This window comes from Sinimarinibacterium arenosum (genome assembly GCF_005047655.1).
GTDB lineage: Bacteria > Pseudomonadota > Gammaproteobacteria > Nevskiales > Nevskiaceae > Solimonas.
Genome location: NZ_SUKF01000002.1, coordinates 585650 through 606152 on the forward strand (window position 1 = coordinate 585650; position 20503 = coordinate 606152).

Annotated in this window: 22 protein-coding genes; 13 read left to right on the forward strand and 9 right to left on the reverse strand. The window is 63.6% G+C overall.

Annotation, left to right across the window (positions count from 1 at the left end; genetic code table 11):
* Positions 1-147 precede the first annotated feature (147 nt).
* Complete coding sequence (locus tag E4T66_RS06215; RefSeq protein ID WP_136848023.1) at positions 148-534, reverse strand: DUF488 domain-containing protein; 387 nt, start codon at positions 532-534, stop codon at positions 148-150.
* 149 nt (positions 535-683) lie between these two features.
* Here E4T66_RS06215 and stpA point away from each other — a divergent pair, with 149 nt between their 5' ends.
* Complete coding sequence (gene stpA, locus E4T66_RS06220) at positions 684-1952, forward strand: glucosylglycerol 3-phosphatase (RefSeq protein WP_211242777.1); 1269 nt, start codon at positions 684-686, stop codon at positions 1950-1952.
* Positions 1953-2072: 120 nt separating this feature from the next.
* Here the strand turns inward: stpA and E4T66_RS06225 are convergent, their stop codons facing one another.
* Positions 2073-2990, reverse strand: coding sequence for a fatty acid desaturase family protein (locus tag E4T66_RS06225; protein ID WP_136848025.1), 918 nt, complete (start codon positions 2988-2990; stop codon positions 2073-2075).
* 137 nt (positions 2991-3127) lie between these two features.
* Between E4T66_RS06225 and E4T66_RS06230 the strand changes: the two genes are divergently transcribed.
* From E4T66_RS06230 to E4T66_RS06245, 5 genes are all read left to right on the forward strand, one after another.
* Positions 3128-4150, forward strand: coding sequence for an AraC family transcriptional regulator (locus tag E4T66_RS06230; protein ID WP_211242778.1), 1023 nt, complete (start codon positions 3128-3130; stop codon positions 4148-4150).
* A gap of 240 nt (positions 4151-4390) precedes the next feature.
* The gene (locus E4T66_RS21840) at positions 4391-4816 is read left to right on the forward strand and encodes a putative iron-sulfur cluster-binding metallochaperone (RefSeq protein WP_367396748.1); all 426 of its coding nucleotides are present in this window, start codon (positions 4391-4393) and stop codon (positions 4814-4816) included.
* 52 nt (positions 4817-4868) lie between these two features.
* Entirely contained in the window at positions 4869-5273 is a 405-nt protein-coding gene (locus E4T66_RS06235; protein ID WP_136848026.1) for an MOSC domain-containing protein, read from the forward strand.
* A 137-nt stretch (positions 5274-5410) separates the two neighbouring features.
* Positions 5411-5824 (forward strand): GFA family protein, encoded by a 414-nt coding sequence (locus tag E4T66_RS06240; RefSeq protein ID WP_136848027.1) that lies wholly within the window; start codon positions 5411-5413, stop codon positions 5822-5824.
* Positions 5825-5924: 100 nt separating this feature from the next.
* Positions 5925-6584 carry a DsbA family oxidoreductase gene (locus E4T66_RS06245; RefSeq protein ID WP_136848028.1) on the forward strand — a complete coding sequence of 220 codons (660 nt, stop codon included), beginning with the start codon at positions 5925-5927 and terminating at the stop codon, positions 6582-6584.
* A gap of 113 nt (positions 6585-6697) precedes the next feature.
* Here the strand turns inward: E4T66_RS06245 and E4T66_RS06250 are convergent, their stop codons facing one another.
* A complete protein-coding gene (locus E4T66_RS06250; RefSeq protein WP_136848029.1) occupies positions 6698-8113 on the reverse strand; it encodes an LVIVD repeat-containing protein in 1416 nt (471 codons plus the stop codon).
* 66 nt (positions 8114-8179) lie between these two features.
* Positions 8180-8836 carry a DUF305 domain-containing protein gene (locus E4T66_RS06255; RefSeq protein ID WP_169577502.1) on the reverse strand — a complete coding sequence of 219 codons (657 nt, stop codon included), beginning with the start codon at positions 8834-8836 and terminating at the stop codon, positions 8180-8182.
* 145 nt (positions 8837-8981) lie between these two features.
* Here E4T66_RS06255 and E4T66_RS06260 point away from each other — a divergent pair, with 145 nt between their 5' ends.
* Positions 8982-9248, forward strand: a complete 267-nt coding sequence (locus E4T66_RS06260) for a DksA/TraR family C4-type zinc finger protein (protein ID WP_136848031.1) — start codon at positions 8982-8984, stop codon at positions 9246-9248.
* Between the two features lie 23 nt (positions 9249-9271).
* Here the strand turns inward: E4T66_RS06260 and E4T66_RS06265 are convergent, their stop codons facing one another.
* Positions 9272-10198, reverse strand: a complete 927-nt coding sequence (locus tag E4T66_RS06265; protein ID WP_136848032.1) for an AraC family transcriptional regulator — start codon at positions 10196-10198, stop codon at positions 9272-9274.
* A 97-nt stretch (positions 10199-10295) separates the two neighbouring features.
* On the opposite strand from E4T66_RS06265, the gene E4T66_RS06270 reads away from it, so the two are divergent.
* Entirely contained in the window at positions 10296-11039 is a 744-nt protein-coding gene (locus E4T66_RS06270) for an SDR family oxidoreductase (protein WP_136848033.1), read from the forward strand.
* 137 nt (positions 11040-11176) lie between these two features.
* Positions 11177-11959 carry a hypothetical protein gene (locus E4T66_RS06275; RefSeq protein ID WP_136848034.1) on the forward strand — a complete coding sequence of 261 codons (783 nt, stop codon included), beginning with the start codon at positions 11177-11179 and terminating at the stop codon, positions 11957-11959.
* A gap of 16 nt (positions 11960-11975) precedes the next feature.
* Here the strand turns inward: E4T66_RS06275 and E4T66_RS06280 are convergent, their stop codons facing one another.
* Entirely contained in the window at positions 11976-12890 is a 915-nt protein-coding gene (locus E4T66_RS06280; RefSeq protein ID WP_136848035.1) for a LysR family transcriptional regulator, read from the reverse strand.
* Between the two features lie 85 nt (positions 12891-12975).
* Here E4T66_RS06280 and E4T66_RS06285 point away from each other — a divergent pair, with 85 nt between their 5' ends.
* The gene (locus E4T66_RS06285; protein WP_136848036.1) at positions 12976-13917 is read left to right on the forward strand and encodes a DMT family transporter; all 942 of its coding nucleotides are present in this window, start codon (positions 12976-12978) and stop codon (positions 13915-13917) included.
* Positions 13918-13966: 49 nt separating this feature from the next.
* Here E4T66_RS06285 and E4T66_RS06290 read toward each other — a convergent pair whose 3' ends face one another.
* On the reverse strand, positions 13967-15046 hold the full coding sequence (locus E4T66_RS06290; protein WP_136848037.1) for a TPM domain-containing protein: 1080 nt from the start codon (positions 15044-15046) through the stop codon (positions 13967-13969).
* Positions 15047-15194: 148 nt separating this feature from the next.
* The gene (locus E4T66_RS06295) at positions 15195-16691 is read right to left on the reverse strand and encodes an OmpP1/FadL family transporter (protein ID WP_136848038.1); all 1497 of its coding nucleotides are present in this window, start codon (positions 16689-16691) and stop codon (positions 15195-15197) included.
* 123 nt (positions 16692-16814) lie between these two features.
* Here E4T66_RS06295 and E4T66_RS06300 point away from each other — a divergent pair, with 123 nt between their 5' ends.
* Positions 16815-17408 (forward strand): TetR-like C-terminal domain-containing protein, encoded by a 594-nt coding sequence (locus E4T66_RS06300; RefSeq protein WP_136848039.1) that lies wholly within the window; start codon positions 16815-16817, stop codon positions 17406-17408.
* Between the two features lie 184 nt (positions 17409-17592).
* Here E4T66_RS06300 and E4T66_RS06305 read toward each other — a convergent pair whose 3' ends face one another.
* A complete protein-coding gene (locus tag E4T66_RS06305; RefSeq protein ID WP_136848040.1) occupies positions 17593-18210 on the reverse strand; it encodes a LysE family translocator in 618 nt (205 codons plus the stop codon).
* Between the two features lie 68 nt (positions 18211-18278).
* On the opposite strand from E4T66_RS06305, the gene E4T66_RS06310 reads away from it, so the two are divergent.
* Together E4T66_RS06310 and E4T66_RS06315 are read left to right on the forward strand one after the other, a co-directional pair.
* Complete coding sequence (locus E4T66_RS06310; protein ID WP_136848041.1) at positions 18279-19712, forward strand: aminotransferase-like domain-containing protein; 1434 nt, start codon at positions 18279-18281, stop codon at positions 19710-19712.
* 106 nt (positions 19713-19818) lie between these two features.
* Positions 19819-20385, forward strand: a complete 567-nt coding sequence (locus tag E4T66_RS06315; RefSeq protein WP_136848042.1) for a hypothetical protein — start codon at positions 19819-19821, stop codon at positions 20383-20385.
* The last annotated feature ends 118 nt before the right edge of the window (positions 20386-20503 follow it).

Consider the following 20503-nt stretch of genomic DNA (forward strand, 5'->3'; position numbering starts at 1 on the left):
GCAGAGGCACGCGAGCAACTGAACGGCGGCCTGGGCGCTGCCGACACTGCACCAGAAATCAATCAGATAGAGACGATCAGAGCAGGGCGAGACAACCCCCGTCCGCGCGTGATCCGCGGATCGGGACGCCGGGGCGTCGCCCTCGCATCAGTCGAACACCGCACCCCGTTCGATCAGCAGCTCTCGCAGCACACTGCGATGGCAGCGCTCCTCGTCCTCGCAGTAGCACCCGACGGCGAACGATGTCGTCGGCGACAGGGCAGCCAGCAGATCAAGCACCCGACTGGCGTCGGGCGCGCTCATCTCGCGTCGATAATGCCTGGCGAACCGCGCCCACTCCGCCGACGTCTCCGCCGCTTGCGCCTGCTTCACCAGCTCTGCACTTGGCGCGAGCGTGGGCAGCCAGACGTCATAGAAATCACGGCCTGCAATCTGTTCTCGAGGCACTCCGCGTGGTGGTCGACGCACGGTGCCGATGCGCAATCCCTCCTGCGGATGCCGTGGTGTTCCCAAGCGTACGACGCGAATGGACATTGTGTGATCTCCTCGCTGCAGCCATGACAGCCGATCACAATTCTGCCTGCCCCAAATACCAATGCGAACAGACGTGCGGGCTTTCGACAGACACCACAGCACTCCACGGCCGGCGTATCCATTCGGACCACGGCGTTACCATGCCCTCCATGGATTTGAAATCTCACGCGTACTCGCTCGATCACGCAACGCTGCTGCAGTCCCTCTGCAACACCGAAAACCTGCTGCTCATCCAGGATCTCGATGGTGTCTGCATGGAGCTGGTGCGCGACCCGCTGACCCGTCGGCTCGACCGCCGCTACATCGAGGCCACGCACCGCCTCGCCGGACACTTCTATGTGCTGACCAACGGCGAGCACATCGGCAGCCGCGGCGTGAATGCCATCGTCGAGCAGGCCTTCGACACGCCGGAGCATGTGCGCGAACAGGGCTTCTATCTTCCAGGACTGGCAGCCGGAGGCGTGCAGCTGCAGGACCGGCACGGCCGCGTCTCACACCCCGGCGTCACCGACGAAGAACTCGCGTTCCTGCACTCGGTGCCACAGCGTGCGCGCCAGTTTCTCCGCGACCTGCTTGCCGTTGCCCCTTATTCACTGAGCGCAGACGCGATCGCAGCGATGATCGAAAGTTGCGTCCTCGACAATCCGGCGTCTCCCACGCTCAACATCAACCGCCTGCATCAGCACTTTCAGGATCGACCGCACAGCTGGATTTCACTACAGCAGGCCGCAAGCGTGTTCATGGGGGAACTGCTGCAGCACGCGGCCGCCAGCGGATTGGGCGATTCCTTCTTCATTCACTACGCACCCAATCTGGGCCGCGACGACAACGGGGATGAGCGCGTCAAGTACAGCGAAGGCGACAACGCCGGCACCACCGATTTCCAGTTCATGCTCAAGGGCGCGATCAAGGAAGTCGGCGTGCTGGTAATCCTGAATCACTACTACCATCAGCGCTGCGGCCGCTACCCGCTGGGCGAGCACTTCAACGCGCGCCAGTCCCCGCGCGAGCTCGATGCACTGCTACAACTGGCGCAGGACCACTTCGATCCCGCGCTGATGCCGCGCATCGTCGGCGTCGGCGATACCGTCACGTCCTATCCGCAGAACGACCACGACGGCACGCACTATCAGCGTGGCGGCAGCGATCGCGGCTTCCTGACGCTGGTGCAGCAGCTGGGCCGGCGCTTCGATACCGACAACGTCGTGGTCTACATCGACAGCAGCGGCGGCGAGGTACGTCGTCCCGGGGTCGATCGAGACCATCTGCAGCGCCACGCCGAACGCCCGGATTTGTCAGTCTGGAATGCCCTGCGAGGCACCACGGATGCGGATGACCCGCTGACACTGGATGTGATCTTTCCAGAAGGGCATCGCCAATACGTGGACTTCTTCTGCCGTCTGGCCGATCAGCGATAGGGCTCCGGCGTATCACTGCAGGCCCGTGGCGGCCTGCGCCTGATCGCGACCCCGCAGCGCAAACACCAGAAAAAGCCCGGAGGGTCATCCCGTCCGGGCTTTTTTTGAAACGGTTGATCGCTACGACACCAGGTGTGGAGTCGCCTTGGCCTCTGCCGGCGCAATTTCCTGCCGGCTGAAGATGCCGAGCACCGGCGTGCCGTGGGCGCGAAGGATCGGCTCGATGCGCCGATGCAGCGCGTGATAACGGTAGAACGGCACACGTGGAAACAGGTGATGAACCGAGTGCAGATTCTGCCCCAGCCAGAACCACTCCAGCGGCTTCATCCACGTCGGCATGATCAGGCTGCTGGTGTTGCGATAGCGCGCCGCCTCCGAGTACGGATGGTGCGGGCGATAGGCAAACCAGTAAGCCGTGAAGAAAGCCCCGATCAGATAGCCGATGATCAACATGAAGACCGTGGCTGCGCTGGGGACCAGAGCCAGAAAGGCCACGCGCCAGCCGATCGAAACCGACACTTCCGCGATATAGGCGGCACGTTCCCGAAACGGCGCCGTGGCCCAGTAGTCGCGAAACAGGAACACGTTCTGTGTCCACAGGAACTGCAGGCCGGTCACGACAAACGCCAGGAAGCCGCGCCGCATACCGCTGACGACAAAGTCCGGATCCTTGTCGGGCTGGTTGGTGTAACGGTGATGGGTGAAGTGCTCAACCCGGTGCGTCGAGAACGGCACCGAGATCAATGGCGCGACGAGGTATCCGCACAGATTGTTCAACCACTGCAGATGATCATGCTTGCCGTGAATATTGCCGTGCGCCGCCTCGTGCAGCGGGGTGTACGACATGTAGGTCAGCACCGCATAAATTGCGGTCGCTGCCCACAGCGGCATCTGTCCGGCCGCGAACAGCCACAGATTGGCGATGAAGGCGATCATCACGAACGCCACCAGAACAACCGTCAGCCAAGCCAGCTCCCCCGTATACTCTTTGGAGGTGGCAATGGCCTGCTTGTTCAGCACACTCAAATCCTGCTGCATCGGGACTCCGAAACGTTCGCGTCAGCCTGCAATATAGGAGCGCGACGCGGAGCAAGGCAGAGCATTGTCGGCCTGAATCAGCGCTTTTTCGGCCAGCCCGGATCCTAGGCACGACGCCACAACGAGGAGATTTGAGATTGGGAACGCAGGCGCAGAGCACGATTCTGCATCCTGTCGCCATCGCACAGGTGATGGTGAACTTCGCGGCGCGTCACGGCGTCGATGTCGACACCTGCCTGCTCGGAACTGGGGTCAGCGAAGCGCAGTTGCGTGATCCAGATGCACTGATCGAGCGCACCCAGGAAATGCGGCTGGTCGAAAACCTGATCCTGGCGCTGCCGGACGTGCCTGCGCCGGGCTTCGATCTGGGCATGCAGTACAACGTCGCCACCTTCGGCCTCTTCGGCTTTGCGATGCGCACCAGCCGTAACCTGCGCGAGGCCATGCAATACGCGATGCGCTACCTGCCGCTCAGCACCGCGTACTGTCGCTTCGACGTGTTTATGGACGCGGAGGTATTCGGCGTCAGCATGGACCCCGGCGGTATTCCCCATCATCTGCGTCGGTTCCTGCTGGAACGCGACTCCGCAACGGCAATCAATCTACTCAAGGAACTCAGCCTGTCCGGCATCACCGTCCAGCGCCTGGAATACCAGGGACCGGCGCCGGAGTATGCCGAGCGCATCAAGGCCTTGTGCGGCATCGCGCCGACCTACGAGTGTCCGCGCAACGCCATCATCCTGCGGCGTGCGGACGCCGAAATCCCACTGCCGATGTACGACGCCCACCTGGTGCGTCTGCTCGAAGATCAGTGCCGCACGCAGTTGCTGCGGCGCCAGGTGAGTGGCGCGAGTGGCCAGATCCGGCAATTGATCCTGGGTCCACTCGGACTCGTCGCCTCGCTGGAAGACGTGGCCCAGCACCTTGCAATGGCACCGCGCAGCCTGCGGCGCAAACTCGAAGAAGAAGGCACCACTTTCCGCACCATCGTTGACGCGGAGCGCAAGCAGCTGGCGGTCCAGCTGCTGCAGGGTACGGACATGAAAATCGACGAACTGGCGCTGCAGCTCGGATACGCCGATACCGCCAGTTTCACCCGCGCCTTCCGGCGCTGGTTCGAACAGTCACCGGGCGAGTACCGCAAAGAACACAGGACCTGAACCCGCTCACCGCACGATCTCGATCCGAGAGGCCCCGCACAAGCGGGCCGCCGCTCATCCAGCACAGGTTTTGGCTTTTTGGCACCATGAACTGGATTTTCATTTCGTACCGATGTCGACGGGACGGGAGCGATCGCCAGATGAACGCAGCCGGATGCGCGACGGCACCCGACCACCACTGCACGCACCGCGTTTGGCATGCGGCGTTTCGCGAGTGCGTGCGATAAAGGCACAAACCCCATGTCCGATTGTTGCTCTGCATCAGACCCAGGCATCGCCGCCCCGAAGAAGCTCCCCTGCCCGGTAAGCGGACACGAATCCGCTCAGGTGTCGTCATCCACGATCAAGCATCACATCAAAGCGCCGTGGCTTTGGCAGGAGAAAGCCCAGCGGTACTACTTCTGTTCGGATCCGCACTGTGACGTCGTCTACTTCGGGCAGGACGGTTCGGTCATTGATGTGGCCGGCGTTCGATCCGATGTCGGCGTAAAGAATCAGTCGATGACCGCCCTGGTGTGCTACTGCTACGGCGTGACCCGAGCTGAGGCCGCGGTCAACCCTCGCATACGCGAATTCGTCATCGCGGAAACGAAGCAGCATCGCTGCGCATGCGAAGTCAGGAATCCGTCTGGCCAATGTTGCCTGGCTGACTTTCCCCGGACATGAGACGCACCGAGTGATCCATCAAATTTTCATTTCACCCCGCTGCAGCGCGCCGATGGTTCCGCTAAACGAGGTCGAAGCCATCGCTGACTGCGGTCTGCGTGGAGACAGCTATGCGGATCCGAGCCATCGGCAGACGCCGGAGAATCAACTGACGTTGATCGAGCTGGAAAACATTCAGGCATTTTCCAGCGCATCCGGCCTGCCACTGACGCCGGACGAGCCACGACGCAATCTCGTGACGGTGGGAGTTGATCTGAACGCGCTTTGCGGCACGCGTTTCAGAATTGGTGAGGTCGAGCTGGAAGGCCTAGAGCTGTGCGAACCCTGCGCCACCTTCGCCCGCAGAACTCATCTCGAGGTCGTGCGGTTCTTCGTGCACAAGGGCGGCTTGCGCGCGCGCATCATTCGCGGCGGCGTCATCCGGATCGGGGATACGGTCACACCCGGCACGCCATAGCGCCGAGTTCATCGCCCTGCACTCACTGTTCACCCTCCCGTCTCACTCAGTTGCAGTGTTCTAATCCGCGAAACCCGATCTGAATACTGACACTGGTGCGACAGATGACACTGTCCGCTTCCGATCAGGAGGAGTTCATGAATACCACGCATCACACCGGGTCCTGCCTGTGCGGGAAAGTGCGCTATGACGTCAGCGGAGAGTTCCAGAGTTTCTTCCTGTGCCATTGCGACCATTGCCGCAAAGATACGGGCTCAGCGCAGGCAGCCAATCTGTTCTCGACGACGGCCCAGATCAACTGGCTTTCAGGATTCGACAATGTCCGAACCTTCGTCCTGCCGGCAACACGCCATGCGAGGAGCTTCTGCGTCAACTGCGGTTCCGCGTTGCCGACTGCGCAGCGTAAGGGGCCATTGCTGGTCGTGCCCGCGGGATCGCTCGACAGCAGCCCCGGCATGCGCCCGACCGCACATATCTTCTGTGCCAGCAAGGCTGACTGGGATGCCGGGCTTGAAGACATTCCCGAGTTCGAGAAATTTCCGTCAGGCTAGTTTTCCCGGCGTCCCGATCCACGCCCTTTGCCATCACGAGCCATGGAGCCGCGTTCGCGTCGAGCGGCACAAGAAATGGCGTCTTTATTAGACTAGGGCAATGACCAAGAACATCGCGCTCACCTACTACTCCGACGTCCTTTGTGTCTGGGCGTATATCTCGCAAGCGCGCGTCGACGAAGTCGCGGCGCGCTTTCCCGATGAAGTCTCCATCGACTACCGGTTCTGTTCCATCTTTGGCGACACCGCGTACAAGATCGAATCCGGATGGGGCGCGCGCGGTGGTTACGCCGGCTATGCGAATCACCTGCGCGAAGCCGTCGCCGAGTTCAGCCACATCAAGATCCACCCGGATATCTGGCAACTCAACCAGCCCACCTCATCGACACCAGCGCACCTCGTGCTGAAGGCGGTTCAACGTGTCGACACGCGCCAATGCCGGGCCGTCCTGCATGCGCTGCGCCTGGCCTTTTTTGAGCGCTGCGTCGACATCAGCCAGCGCACCGCGCTGGAAGAGGTTCTGCAGAGCGTCGGCGTATCGGTAGATGCCGTTCGCGCCGTGATCGACAGCGGGCGCGCGCACGCCGACCTCGAAGGGGACCGCCGTGACCAGCAGACGCTGCTGATTCAGGGCAGTCCCACATTCATCCTCAACGAAGGCCGCCAGAAGCTGTACGGCAACGTCGGCTATGGCGTCATCGAAGCCAACATCAGGGAGCTGCTGCGCTCACCGGCGGCCGGCTCGGCCAGCTGGTGTTAGTGGCGCGATCCGCTGGCTGCCGAAGAGTGCACTGACGCAGCACGCCTGCGGAAAGCGGAGAAACGCGGACCGCGACGGCCGGCTTGCAGCCGCCGCAGTCCCGGTTCAATGCTCTACCAGACGCCGTTGGTGACGCGCACGGCATAGAAACCGCTGTAACCGTCCGTGTACCAGATCTCCTTGCGTTCCGGCACGAATGCCGGGCTCGACATCGCCCAGTTGCTGGCCTCGAAGACAGGCGTGATCCGCGGACTCACCGGCGCGTTGAAGTACGCCACCTCACGCGGCTTGGCCGGATCGCGGATATCAAAGATCCGCAGTCCGGAGATGATCATGCTGCAGGCGACGATGTCCGGATCGACGCGCGTCGGGATGTTGCAGTAGTGCCCGGCATAGCCCTGGATCGGCAGCTGGGCTCCCGGATCGTTGGCAATCAGATCGCGATTTTCCGGCTCGTGGACTTCAAGCCGCAGATCAGAAACCACCACCGGACGGGTTTCATCACTGATGTCGATGATGCGTCCCGCGCCCACGACCGAACCGTTCGCCGCCACGCTGCCACCCGCGCTGTTCGATGAATACTCATCGATCTCGACCAGGTAGGGCTTGCCGTTGCGCGTGAACGGAATCGCGTTCTGCGGAATGGTCATGTTTTCCCAGGTGATATTGCCCACTTCGCGCACCTGCGGATTCGGCTTGCGTGCCTGGATCTCGGAGACATCGAGGATCAATACACCGTAGCTGTTGCCGGCCGCGACATACGCGCGATTGCCGTCGTTGCTGATCGACAAACCGTGCGAGGTGTAATTGCCGGTCCAAAGCGGAATTGGTAACAGCGGATTTGAAATATCCACTGCGGTCAACGTGGGCGTTCCGGGCGATGCGGAATAGAACGTCTTGCCATCCGGCGCCATTCCGCTTTCGTGCCCAAGGAAGCCGACGAGCGCTGACGAACGCAGCTGCGGATTGCGGCAATCGTCGGCCAGATCATAGACATCGACCACGCCCGGATAGAACCCCGGATTGCCTGCCACGGCTGCCAACACACCGGCCTCCTGCGACAACACCACCGATTCATGCGGAGTCAGCATTGCAGGCGTGATCAGCTGCGTCGCCAGTACCGGCGTCGTCGGATCGCTCATGTCGATCACGTTGACGCCCGCAGCCGCGTCCAGCGCGTTGGTCGGATACAGCAGCGTGGTGTCGTAATACGCACACTCGCGGCCATTCTTGTCGATGTAGCGCTGCACCTTGAATCCGCCGACAGTGCCGATGGCGTTTTCGACCGCGTATGTCCCCACCAGCTCGGTGTTGCAGGTATAGCCCTCCGCCGCGCGACCACTGTCATGCTCCTCGCGGCTGACACGGCCCTGCATCCCGGTTTCCGGTCTCGATCCAGCACCGCAGGCCGCTTTGGGCGTTGCCCCACCGACCTGGTTCGGCGTCGTCGCCGGCGACGATCCACCACCGCAGGCCGTCAGCGTCGCCAGCACCAGACCAAACACCGGCCCTGCCATTTTCATCTTCATGTCTTGCTCCCCACTCACGCTGATCACTCTAAGAATATTTTTCGGCCCGACCCACCGTCCGCCGACTCAGTTGACCGGCCGGAGATCCGCCGCCTGCATCAACAGCCGCATCGATGCAATCTCTTCGGACTGATCCAGCACGATCCTCGCTGCCAGTCGACGAACCACCGCAATTTTCGCATTGTCCGCAGCGAACCGGGCCATCGGGATGCCGCCCTGATGGTGGTCGAGCATCATCTGGAGAAACAGACGATCGCGTTCATCGCCGGAAGAAGTCCGCAGGCGATTGAGTTCGGCGTTGGTCGCCAGACCCGGCATGCCGGTTTCGGACTTTTCGCAATCCAGCAGGTACTGCACCAGCGCCGCATCGGGCGAACGATCGCCGAGCAGCATCCAGCCCATGCTGCGCGAATTTGGCAGCAGCGGTTTTCCCCAGGCCTGCAGCCAACCGCGCATTTCACCGAGTTCCAGGGCCTGCGCCCCCTGGATGCGGCGCGCCAGCAAGGACAGTCGTGTCGGACGCCCATCCAGCATCAGTTGCGCCATGGTGATCGCCTGCTGGTGATGCAGAGCCATCGATTGCGCGAAACCCTCGTCGACCGCGCCGGGCTCGAGCAAGTCGAGCCTCCCCCGCATGTCCGTCAGGCTGCGATGCTGCAGGTATACGACCGAGAGCAGCGCGGCCGCCACCGACACACCGACGATGATTGCTATCGTGCGCATCAAGTTAATTGATCCCCCCGCCGGCATCATACGTTCAGCAGTGTCGTTGGCATTGGCCCTGGCGACACGCAGCCGGACCTCTTGAAGTTCGCGCCGGTTCGCGACTTAATTGCTTTTCAGTCGGGATTCAACGCGGACGAACGCCATGGCAACGGGCTGGGCACAGGACGGAGCGGTTCAGGAGCAGATCGACGCGACGGTCAAGGACGCGATTGCACGTGCCCGCAGCACCCTGCCCGCAGGCCCGAGCCTGACGCATTGCGCCGAGTGCGACGACGAAATCCCCGAAGGCCGCCGACAGGCGATTCCCGGCGTGCGCCTGTGCGTCCACTGCCAGGACGCGCACGACGGCAAGACCCGCTCCTTCAGTGGCTACAACCGGCGCGGCAGCAAGGACAGCCAGCTGCGCTGAATTCCGACCGCCGCCGCATCCCCTTAGACCGCAGCCCTGTGCTGTGCCGCGCTGGCGATCTGGCGCGCATATCGGCTCGGCGGCTGGCCGACGCAGCGGCTGAACGCGGTACTGAACGCACTGGTTGATGCGTAGCCGACGCGCTCGGCGATCTCGGACAGGCCGAGATCATTGCGCCGCAGCAGTCGCTTGGCGACCGCGATGCGCCAGGCCTGCAGGTATTCCATCGGCGGCAGGCCCACCATTTGTGCAAACCGCTCGAAAAACGCCGAGCGTGATAGCGCCGCGGTACCTGCCAGTGCCGCAATTGTCCACGGTCGGTCCGGGTATTGATGGATGTTGCGCAACGCCAGCGCGATGCGAGGGTCAGCCAGTCCGCGCAGCAATCCCGGCGGCGCACCGTCCGCCGGCGCCACCCGCAAGGCCTCGACCAGCAGCACCTCCACCAGGCGCGTCAGCACCAGCTCGCGGCCGGCCCGCTGCTGCTTCGATTCCTCGCTGATCAGCCGGACCAGCACGGAAAGACGTTCGGCATTGCGCACATGGACCAGCGCCGGCAGCAACGACACCAGCAGGGCCGCATCGGGTGACTCGAATTCGAAATATCCGCCGAGCATGCGTAGATCGGGCGGCCCATCCGGCGTGCCGTGACGGACCTCGCCTGTCGTGACCGTATTGATCCTCGGATCGATCAGCACCGGCGTCGCCGGCTCGAATCCGGACAGCGTGAAGCCCGGCGTCGCCGGCAGCAGCACGAAATCCCCCGCCGCCAGCACCACGGCGTCCTCGCCCTCGACCGCCAGACGGCAGCTGCCCTCCAGCACGACGCAGAAGCTCGGCTGATCAAACGGCGTGTAGCGCACACCCCAGCGCCCGGCACCGCTGATGCTCTTGGCGTACACCGCGCTCGGCTGGAGCAGGGCAATGACATCGGAGAGCGGATCGAGCATTTTGGACCATTTATAAAATAATAAGGACTTTTTATTGTAGTTGGTCCAATCCCGGCTCGCTATCTTGGTCACATCACCCCCACGCTTGGAGAACACCATGAAAACCGTCCTGATCACCGGCTGCTCATCCGGCTACGGTCTGGAAACCGCGCGCCACTTTCATGCACAGGGCTGGAACGTCATTGCAACGATGCGTACGCCCAATCCCAACCTGCTGCCATGCTCGGAGCGGATCCGGGTATTGCCGCTGGATGTGACGCGCGCCGAGAGCATCGACGCCGCGATCGCCGCCAGCGGCGCGATCGATGTGCTCGTCAACAACGCGGGGATCGGACTGCTGGGCGCACTCGAGGCAACGTCGATGGCCACGATCCGCGGGGTTTTCGAGACCAATACCTTCGGCACGATCGCGATGACGCGGGCCGTCATCCCGCAGTTCCGCGCGCGGCGATCGGGCGTCGTCGTCAACGTCACCTCCAGCGCGACGCTGGCCCCGATGCCGCTAGTCGCGGTGTACACCGCGAGCAAGATGGCGATCGAGGGCTTGACCGCCTCGCTCGCACACGAGCTCGCAAGCTTTGACGTGCGCGCCAAGCTGGTCGAGCCCGGTTATGGGCCCAGCACGCGCTTTTCGCAGAACTCGGGCCCGCGCCTCGAAGGCCTGATTCCCGCGGCCTATGCGGATTACGCGCAATCCGTACTGGCAGCGTTCACGCAGCCCGATGCAGTCACCACCGAATCCGATGTCGCGGACGCGATCTGGCGCGCCGCCACCGATGGTCTGGAACAACTCCGATATCCGGCGGGCGCCGACGCGGTTGCTTTGGCGCAGGCTGGATAAGAGCTGGGTCGTAGCGGTCGGTCTGCCACGTCCTGAACGCAACCGGCGTGCGAGGCAGTGGTTGACTCGGGTCAATGCGGCCATGGCCGCCTTCTTTCAGTCTTCGGTCCAGCTCGTCCACGCCGGAAATACCGACCATGTTCAACGCCACGCTACGCCGCTCGCTGGTTCTGCTGTCCGCCCTCGTGTTGCCGCTGACGACACAGGCAGCGAGCAGCGCGCCATCCGCGCCGCCCGCCCTGAAAGCCAAAACCGTGCTGACCGATCTGGACGGCCGGCTCGATGAATTGCAGAGCCAGCTCAATACCGTACGCGACGCACAGGGTGAGGCGCAGCGTCAGGGCGCAATGGAGCAGCACTGGAAGGAGATGCAGGACTACATGGCGGCATCGCTGGGCATGGTCGTCGGCAAGTCCGGCGGCGCCGAAGGCTGCCGCGTGGTCAGCGGCACCTGGTCCGGCCTGGCATTCCCCGGACAGATCCGCTCCGACGACTACCTGAAGGCGATGCAGGCCCGGCTCGGCAAGATGCGCGAAGACCTCGTCGGACTGCATGCGGCAGCGAACGATCCCGCAGCGCTGAACACGGCGCTGCAGACGCACTGGCAGTCGAACTACCAGTTCCTGCAGGGCATGCGCGGCCTCGACTGGATGTTCAGCGGCTGGACCCCGGCGAGCCCTGGCGACCAGACGCTGCCGGATCCGAGGTCAGCAGGCGCGCAAACGATGCAGGCCTACTGCTCGCTGTGCCATGCAGTACCGAATACGCGCCTGCACACGGCCGAGGAATGGGCCGCCGTAATGCCGACGATGGCCCGTCACATCACGACCTCCGACAGCGGCTTTCCAGTGTGCGTACAGGTTCCGACCGCGGATGAACTCAAGGCCATCAGTGACTATCTGGTGAAGTACGCGCGCTGAGCCTTCTGGCGTCCGGCTAGACGACGGGTGGCCCGTATCGGGCCATCCACTCCACCACGTGATCGACAAACGCGCGCAGGCGCGCTGACATGACGTTGCGGTCGCGGTACATCAAGTAGATCGGTCGCGGCTGCCCGTACCAGTCCGGCAGCACCGGCACCAACTCACGCCGCGTCGGTGACGGCGCCAGAAAGTAGTAGTCCGGCACCAGCACGATGCCGAATCCGGTATGAGCGGCATCCAGCGCGACCTGGATATCGTTGCTCTGGAAATACGGTTGCGGCTGAATCATGCACTGCTCGCCGGACGTCCGATGCGTCAGGTTCCAGCGGCTCATGGGGCTTGCCACCACCAGCGAGTGCGCCACCAGATCTCGTGGGTGCACAAGCGGCGACGACTGCTGCAGATACGCCGGCGCAGCGCACAAGGCCAGCCGGGTCTGACCGATGGGACGCGCAATCCACTGGCGGCTGTCCTGCGGCTCGCCCACGCGGATCGCGGCGTCCAGCTGTTGCTCGATCATGTCCTCGTAGTGATTGGAGACCTGCAGTTGCAGGCGCACACCGGGGTAGCGCCGCATGAAGTCGAAATAGCACGGCCCCATCCATTGCTGCGTCAGATTCACCGGCGCGGTGATCCGCAACGAGCCACCGAGACTGGTGCGGGCGTCGTCCAGGTTGGCCGTCACCGCCACCAGATCCTCCAGCAGCGGACCGCAGGCTGCGAAGTACTGCTGCCCCGCTTCGGTCAGGGCGAAGTGGTGGGCGCTGCGTTCCAGCAGGCGACACCCGAGCGTACGTTCCAATGCCTGCAGCCGTCGGCTCAGCGTGGCGATGGGCACGCCGATGGTTGCGGACGCCGCACTCAGGCTGCCGAGCTGCACCACTTGATGGAACAGCTGCAGATCATCGAGGGATGGTTTTGATTTCATATATGGAAATACACCCTCCACTTTTGTGGCTTACTGAGCATATATGAAATCTATAAGCTGCCCCCATCATTTCTGGAGGCCGCTCATGGCACGCAATGAAACCACCGTCTGGGCTCTCGTGGTCGCTGCGACCTTTTTCTGGGGCAGCAACTTCAACGCCGGTCACGCCATCGCATCGCAGCTACCGCCGCTGACGGCGGCCGGCGAGCGCTTCGGCATCGCGGTCCTGCTGTTGCTGCTGATGCGCGCATGGCGGCGACGGCCGGAATCACAGCTGTCACCCACCACCATGCTGCATCTGGGCCTGTTGGGTCTGCTCGGTGTGTTCGGCTTCAACTACGCTTTCTTCACGGCGCTGCAGACCACCTCGGCACTCAACGCCGCGCTGATCATGTCGCTGTCGCCGCTACTGACCGCACTGCTGTCGTCCTGGCTACTGCGCACGCCGCTGCCGCTGCGTCAGCTGGCCGGCATCGGCATTGCCTTTGCCGGCGTCACGCTGGTGATCACCGGCGGCCATCTAAGCGCCGTGCATGTCGCCATCGGTGACCTGTGGATGCTGACCGCGTGCCTGACCTGGAGCCTGTACAGCGTGCTGCTCAAGCGCCATGCCGCGCATGTGCCGGCTTCGCAGCAGGCGCGGTGGAGCATTTCCGCGGGTGCCCTCGCGCTGATTGCCATCGCACTGTGGCGCGACGATTCGGTGACGCTGATCAGCACCCAGAGTCCGCAGGCGTGGAGCATCCTGCTCTACATGGCGCTGTGCGGCACCGTGCTGGCGTATATCTTCTGGCTGCACGGCGTCCACGCGCTGGGTCCGCATCGTGCCGCGATCGCCTTCAACCTGGTGCCGGTGTTCACGTTACTGATCAATCTCGCGATGGGCACCTGGCCGCACCCGGAACAGTTCGCGGGGCTGGTGCTGGTCCTCGGCGGCGTGCTGGTGGCGAGTGGCTGGACGCCGCGAATGCCGGGCGCCCGCAAACAAGGGATGACCACAGCAGTGCGCTGTGGCGAGCCCGGCTAGCGCCGCTCACGTCACAGCAGTCATCCTGGCAGGCCCGGTCGCCCCGGGCCTACCAGCTCGAACTGGCGCCGCCGCCCCCGGAGCGCCCGCCGCCGGAGGACGAGGACGAACTCGAGCTTCCTGACGAAGACGATGAGCGCTGGCTGGCGTGATACGCCGGCGTGTACTCGAACACGCCGGGGGACTTTTCCTTCAGGTGCCCGATGCGAATCATCTCGGCACGCCGCCGCGCCAACTTTTCGAGAAACTGCCGATAGATTTCCGGCGACGCATAACGCCGCCCTGAGAAGTAGGCGACCAGCACCATCAACGCCGGAATCGAAATGATGGCGACGACGAATCCCACGATCGACAGCGCCGCCAGCAGAAACACGAAGACGCCCGGATTGATCGACAGGAACGCCTGCACGAACAGACTGCCCTTCCAACGCGGCTTCGGGCCCGAAGTCTTGACGATCTCCTCGTCATCAATCGACAGCGATGGGTCAATCGCCTGCAGTCGCGCACGCTGATGCGCGACCCAGCGGTTGCGAATCGGAAAACCGAACCAGATCGCAATCAGCAGTACACCCCAGGCAATCAGCCCGAGTCGCCAGTAGAACGGATCGCCTGCGTCGGCCTGTTCCAGCTCGCGCACCGCATCGGGATCCTGCTCGACAATGCGCGAGAGAAAACCAAACGCATCGACGATCGCACCCTCGGTATCGCCGCCACGCATTTTCGGCGCCAGATAGTCGTCCAGCGCGTGCAGCGCCGCCACGTCCGTGATGCTGCCTTCCAGGCCGTAGCCGACTTCAAATCGCGACTTGCGGTCATCGATGGCCAGGACCAGCAGCAGACCGTTATCGACATCCTTCTGCCCGAGCTGCCATTTCTCGAACGCCTGCACTGCAACGTTCTCGATCGGCTCGCCATCCAGCGTTCCGACGATGAAAACCGCCCCCCAGATATGGCTGGACTCGCGAATCCGCTGCAGCTCCGCATTGACCGCTTCCTGCTCCGACGGCGTCAGAAAGCCGCTGGGGTCAACCACGTTCGGGGTGAACTCCGGAATCTCATAGGCCAGAGCGGCCACGGGCACCGCGAGCATCACAACCACGGTGAGGGCCCAGTATCGCAGCGCGCGCATCAGCACTCTCCCGACAAATGCACTTGAGTCACCGATTGTGGCACCGAGCGAACGAAGGGGATACACAGGCTTGGGGCGGCGATGGCCAACATCCGCCGCGCACCGCGTGCTCAGGCGCGCACGCACATTTCGCGTGTCGAACGCCGCGTCAACGAGCGCCCGGAAGTGTCCAGCTCAGCCCCAGCTGCAGCTCCCAGGTGTCCATGTAGATGTCGACCGTCTGATCTGACGCATCCCGGCCGACATCCGCCTGAAGCAGTGCACCGTCGCCCAGCAGCGCACCGACAATCCCGGAAACGCCCGACGTCTCCAGCTGGATATTGCTCAGGCCGTTACGCACCCGTTCATGTCCCTGGATGGCATAGGAAAGCGCCAAGCCGATATTCAGGCGCGGCGAATACGCCCACGAGGCACCCACGGCGAGGTGCTTGTCGACTACGGCCGGGACCAGCGTCGTCATCACCGCATCCGGAATGCGGACCGGGGAACCCCCGGCGCTGTAACCGGCGCGCCAGCTCCAGCGGTCCGCGCGCATCTCGTAGCCGATCTTGAAGATTGTGGTGTCACCCCAGCCGAATCCCGGCCCCTGGCTGCCGCCCAGGCAGTACGCACTGTCCTCCTGGCCCGCAACGCTCAACCGAATCAACCGCGGCAACAGACAGCGATTGACGAATTCCTGCAGGTCCGGCGACGAGCGCAGGACCTGCACCTCGCTGTAGTGAATCTCGTCGAGGTCGACCATCACGCTCTGGTTCGGCGACAGCTTCAGATGCAATCCAAAGTTCAGGTTGCTCGGAACGTCGAGATTGCCGCCCTGGATCACGCCACGGTAACGCTCCAACGTCGTCATCTGCACGCGGGGTTGATACGACATGCCAAAATCCAGCTCATCAATCGGGCGCAGGTGCAGCCCGAGCCGGTATCCGAGGCCCCACGAAAATTCATAGCCGCGATCGGTGACGCGATCTTCCTCGACCGCGTACGGCGCAAAAGCGGACAGGCCTCGAATCCGCAACTGCTCCGTGACAACCAGCGGAGCGGCCCCAACCGCCATCCACGACCACGGGCGAAAGCTCAGATACGCACTGCTGATGACCTGTGTTGCCTGAATGCCCGCGTTCTCCGTCCCCAGTCCGCATTGGCTGGAGCCGCTGGTCGGGGTCAGCGCCATTCCGCCGGCAAAATCCCCCTGGCACTCGGACGACAATGTAGGAATGCCGCGTCCGATATTGGCGGAGCCGTCAATCAACGTACTCCCGAGACCGGCCCCGTAAAGCCCCAGGCCCCAAGCCCACCGATCGGACACGCGCCGGATGCTGGAAAGCGTTGGCGCGGCGGCGGCCATGTAGACCGAGCGATACGTTCCGGGGCGAAATTCAAACAGCGAAAACCTCGAATCATCCGCCGTTGCGGACGCTGAGTAACCGGCTGTGGGCAAGCCCAGAAGCAGGTCCCAGGTGCTGCCCGATTGCAGGAAGGCACCGGCGGCGGGGTTGCGCAGCGTCGCCGCGCTGTCACTGAGCAGCGCCGTTCCCGCACCCGCCATCCCAACCTGATTGACGCCCAGTCCCGGCATCGACAAGCCATTGAAGGCCTGCCCCGATTCGGCGCTCAAGGTCACCATGAGGGTCGCCAGCAGTCTCACCCATCGGCGCCGCGTCAACCCCTGACCGTTACCCCATTGAGTGTCCACAATCTTCGTCGCCACAGCACAGCCACCGGTGAAACTGATTTCTTTACAGTGTTAACGAAACTATCATGACGGCCTATGCCACGTCCACGACACTCCAAACAGACAGAGCAATCGGCAGCTGCCCGGCTCACCCAACTGGCGCTGGATCTGTATCTGGAGGAAGGCCTGGCGGCGGTCACATTCCGGAAGCTGGCGGACCGCGGCGGCCTGAGTCACACCTATCCGTACCGTTTCTTCGACAACAAGGCCGCGCTGCTGCTTGCCCTGCGAACCTTGAGCTCGCAGCGCTTCGTTGCCTTCGTCACTGCGGCCGACAAACCGCGCCGCCGACCGACGGATCGCCTGCGCCTGCTGGCGCGCGCAATGGTCCGCTTTGCGTTGGAGCACCCGGCGGAATACGAACTGATCTTCTCGCTGGAGGAATCGTCGCCCGATCAGTTCCCTGAGCTGCTCGCCGTTCGCCAATCCCTGCTCGAGCATGTGGCCGGCATCGCCGCCCAAGCCGTGCAACGTGGTGACGCTGACGGCGACGCCGACCTATTGGCGCAACTGCTGTGGGCCGGTGTCCATGGCATTGTGAGCTTGCACATGGGGCGACAGCTCGTGCATGGCCGGAGCGTGGAAACCTTGCTGGAGCCGATGCTGGACCGTCTGATTGGCGCGTCGTGAGGCCGACAGGATCGAGCCTCCGGCCCGCACTGACTGAACTGTCCGTCTCAGGCTGACTCTTTCTGGAGGCATGGCGTCGCCGCCGCGCCGGGCACATCGACCCGACCGGCACTGCGGACGACGCGAGATCACGAGACCCGTCGCAAGTCGCGAGCGCGCTGCTTCATCCGGCTACGCCACAAATTCATGCCAGCATCATCAGTCCCGCGGTCGCGATCAGCATCACGCAGATCGTCACGTTGAAGACGGCATGCGCGCGCTGGGTCCTGAGCACGCGCAGCATCACCACGCCGAACGTCGCCCAGAGCAGGATGCATGGCATTGCCACCGCCATGAACAGCGCCACACCGAACGCGGCGCGCGCGGTGTCGACACTGCCGATCGTGGTTGCCGCAGCCAGCCCCATCATCCAGACCTTGGGATTGACCAACTGGAAACTCGCCGCCTGCGTGAACGCGATCGGTCGAGCATCGCCAGACACACCGCCCTGCGTGGTCGCCGTGGGCGCGGCGCGCGTCAGCCGCCACGCCAGATAGCACAGATAGCTAGCGCCGATGACTTTCAGCACGGGAATGGCGGCCGGCCACGCCAGCATCAGGGCGCCCAAACCAGCGATGTTCAACGCGATCAGACTCGCAGTGCCAAAGATCACGCCGGCCAGATGCGGCAGCGTCCGTCGCAGACCGAAGCGCGCGCCGGACGCCAGCAGCATCAGGTTGTTCGGCCCAGGAGTGATTGCCGAGCTGAAGGCGAGCAACGCCAGCGCCTGCCAGGTCGTATCGAGAGACAATTCGGTGTTCATGCGGCGCAATCTACCCACCACGCCCCGATCAGCACAGATACAATGAAATGGAATTTTGATCGGTACAGATGAGCGCCATGATTCCGGCCTACCAACGCATCGCCGACGACATCGCCGGCCTGATCCACAGCGGCCGCATTGCGGCCGGCAGTCGCCTGCCGTCCGTGCGCGAGCTCGCAGCCCAGCGCAACGTCAGCATCGCAACCGCAGTCGGCGCCCTGCGCGCGCTGGAATTCCGCGAGCTGGTGGAAGCCCGCCCGCGTTCGGGCTACTTCGCACGCCTGCCACGCTTGACGACACCGGAGCCGCCGATCAGCCGTCCGCCCGCACGTATGCGTTCGGTCAAGGTCAGCGACATCATCGCGCAGATGTTCTCGGCCGCATCCACACGCGCGCCAGACGCGGTGCCGCTGGGCGCGGCGTTCCCGGACCCGGAGCTGTTACCGACGCAGTCCCTGCAACGTGCCACCGCGCGCCTGGCCAGAACCACACCGCGCCTGATCTCCGGCTACGGCACGCTGGAAGGCTCCCTGCGACTGCGCCGGTGGATCGTCGCGCGCTACCTGCGCAGCAGCACCGCCATCGACGTATCGGAATTGCTGATCACCAACGGCGGCATGGAAGCGCTGCAGCTCGCGCTGCATGCGGTGTGCGCGCCCGGCGACGCCGTCGCCGTCGAGTCGCCGTGTTACTTCGGCTTCCTGCAGCTGCTCGAAACCCTGAATCTGAAAGCCTGCGAAATCCCGACACATCCACGCAGCGGCCTGTCGGTGGAGGCGCTGGAGCGCGTGCTGACCAGCCCGACCGGACGCACGATCAAAGCCTGCCTGCTGTGCCCCACGCACAGCAATCCGCTGGGCGCGACGATGCCGGACGCGGACAAGGCGGCGCTGGTGGAACTGTGCCGCCGCCGCAACGTGGCCTTGATCGAAGACGATCTCTACGGCGAGCTGCAATACACCGAGCGCCGTCCGCTGCCGCTACGGCACTTCGACCCGCACGGTGAAGTCATGCTGGTCAGCGCCTTCTCGAAGACGCTGGCACCGGGCGCCCGTGTCGGCTTCATCGCCGCCGGCAAACACACCGAACGCGTGCGCGCGCTCAAGTTCGCCGCCTCGGTCAGCACCGCACCGCTGATGCAGGAGGCACTGGCCGACGTGCTGGATGGCAGTCTCTATGACCGTCACCTGCGGCGTCTGCGCGCCGCCTGCGAACAGCAGGTGCAACAGGCGATGCGCTGCATTCTCGAATCGTTTCCGGACGGCACCCGCATCGTCCAGCCCAGCGGCGGCTTTCTGCTGTGGGTGCAATTACCGGAAGGCGCCGACACGCTCGACCTGTACCGGCGCGCTGCGACGGAAGGCGTGGAGTTCGCACCCGGCCCCCTGTTCAGCAGCCGTGGTGCCTTCGGCGATTCACTTCGGCTCAACTGCGGTCATCGCATCACCCCGCGCATCGAAGGCGCGTTCCGACGGCTGGGAAAACTGGCGCGTACTGCATAGCAGACAGCCAGCGCCCCGGCCGTGAGGGTGCGCTGAACCGCCCCCGATTTTGGAAACGCCAGGCATTTGATGGATGATCCCCCGCAAACCAACGGGGGAGCCATTCATGGCCGGTGCACTGACCGAGCTGTCCGTCGCAGGTCGACGCTTCGTCGAGACATGGCGCCGCCGCCGCGCCGGGCACATTGAATCCGCACCAGACTGCAAACGGTTCAGGCAACAGATGCAGGCGCTACTGGATCAGGCACCGGCCGGGCTCATTGCCGAAGCGCGCTGGATCGACCTGCCCGCCAATGCCGCACCGTGGCTGGACAGCGGCGTCAGGCTCGCACCCGACGACGCCGTCAGCTGGTTCATCTGCGGCCGCACCTGGGCCTCGAAGCCGCTGGACGTCTGGGTCTCGCCGGCAGTCCAGGTCTGGAGCCGGATCGGCAATGACGGTGAACTCATCAGCGCCTCGCGCGACAGTCACTCCGTCATTGCAGATCGCGCCGGAACGCTGCAGTTCGGCAATTACTTTCCGAACGATTGGGCGGACCGGACCGGCAACACCAAAGATCCCGATACGGTCTACCGCTCACTGAAAGGTGAACTGCTGATTCTCGTCATCCGCTGGAAAACTGACGCACTGAGCGCCCTCAAGACGCTGAGGCAGACCGGCGATGTCGTGTAATGACCCACTGAAAATCTGCTCAGGCGATACTTTGAAAGGAGTTAAGCATGGGCAAGGTGATGGACGAAGAGATCAAGCGGTGGACGGCCAAGCGCAAAAGCGCGCTGGTGCTGGAGAT

Excerpts from the sequence above, each read along its gene's own strand:
- E4T66_RS06225 (WP_136848025.1), bottom strand. The coding sequence starts at position 2,990 with ATGCAGCAGGATTTGAGTGTGCTGAACAAGCAGGCCATTGCCACCTCC.
- E4T66_RS06245 (WP_136848028.1), top strand. The coding sequence starts at position 5,925 with ATGACCAAGAACATCGCGCTCACCTACTACTCCGACGTCCTTTGTGTC.
- E4T66_RS06270 (WP_136848033.1), top strand. The coding sequence starts at position 10,296 with ATGAAAACCGTCCTGATCACCGGCTGCTCATCCGGCTACGGTCTGGAA.
- E4T66_RS06265 (WP_136848032.1), bottom strand. The coding sequence starts at position 10,198 with ATGCTCGATCCGCTCTCCGATGTCATTGCCCTGCTCCAGCCGAGCGCG.
- stpA (WP_211242777.1), top strand. The coding sequence starts at position 684 with ATGGATTTGAAATCTCACGCGTACTCGCTCGATCACGCAACGCTGCTG.
- E4T66_RS06310 (WP_136848041.1), top strand. The coding sequence starts at position 18,279 with ATGAGCGCCATGATTCCGGCCTACCAACGCATCGCCGACGACATCGCC.
- E4T66_RS06250 (WP_136848029.1), bottom strand. The coding sequence starts at position 8,113 with ATGAAGATGAAAATGGCAGGGCCGGTGTTTGGTCTGGTGCTGGCGACG.
- E4T66_RS06240 (WP_136848027.1), top strand. The coding sequence starts at position 5,411 with ATGAATACCACGCATCACACCGGGTCCTGCCTGTGCGGGAAAGTGCGC.
- E4T66_RS21840 (WP_367396748.1), top strand. The coding sequence starts at position 4,391 with ATGTCCGATTGTTGCTCTGCATCAGACCCAGGCATCGCCGCCCCGAAG.
- E4T66_RS06285 (WP_136848036.1), top strand. The coding sequence starts at position 12,976 with ATGGCACGCAATGAAACCACCGTCTGGGCTCTCGTGGTCGCTGCGACC.
- E4T66_RS06290 (WP_136848037.1), bottom strand. The coding sequence starts at position 15,046 with ATGCGCGCGCTGCGATACTGGGCCCTCACCGTGGTTGTGATGCTCGCG.
- E4T66_RS06280 (WP_136848035.1), bottom strand. The coding sequence starts at position 12,890 with ATGAAATCAAAACCATCCCTCGATGATCTGCAGCTGTTCCATCAAGTG.
- E4T66_RS06315 (WP_136848042.1), top strand. The coding sequence starts at position 19,819 with ATGGCCGGTGCACTGACCGAGCTGTCCGTCGCAGGTCGACGCTTCGTC.
- E4T66_RS06300 (WP_136848039.1), top strand. The coding sequence starts at position 16,815 with ATGCCACGTCCACGACACTCCAAACAGACAGAGCAATCGGCAGCTGCC.
- E4T66_RS06275 (WP_136848034.1), top strand. The coding sequence starts at position 11,177 with ATGTTCAACGCCACGCTACGCCGCTCGCTGGTTCTGCTGTCCGCCCTC.
- E4T66_RS06305 (WP_136848040.1), bottom strand. The coding sequence starts at position 18,210 with ATGAACACCGAATTGTCTCTCGATACGACCTGGCAGGCGCTGGCGTTG.
- E4T66_RS06215 (WP_136848023.1), bottom strand. The coding sequence starts at position 534 with ATGTCCATTCGCGTCGTACGCTTGGGAACACCACGGCATCCGCAGGAG.
- E4T66_RS06235 (WP_136848026.1), top strand. The coding sequence starts at position 4,869 with ATGGTTCCGCTAAACGAGGTCGAAGCCATCGCTGACTGCGGTCTGCGT.
- E4T66_RS06255 (WP_169577502.1), bottom strand. The coding sequence starts at position 8,836 with ATGCGCACGATAGCAATCATCGTCGGTGTGTCGGTGGCGGCCGCGCTG.
- E4T66_RS06260 (WP_136848031.1), top strand. The coding sequence starts at position 8,982 with ATGGCAACGGGCTGGGCACAGGACGGAGCGGTTCAGGAGCAGATCGAC.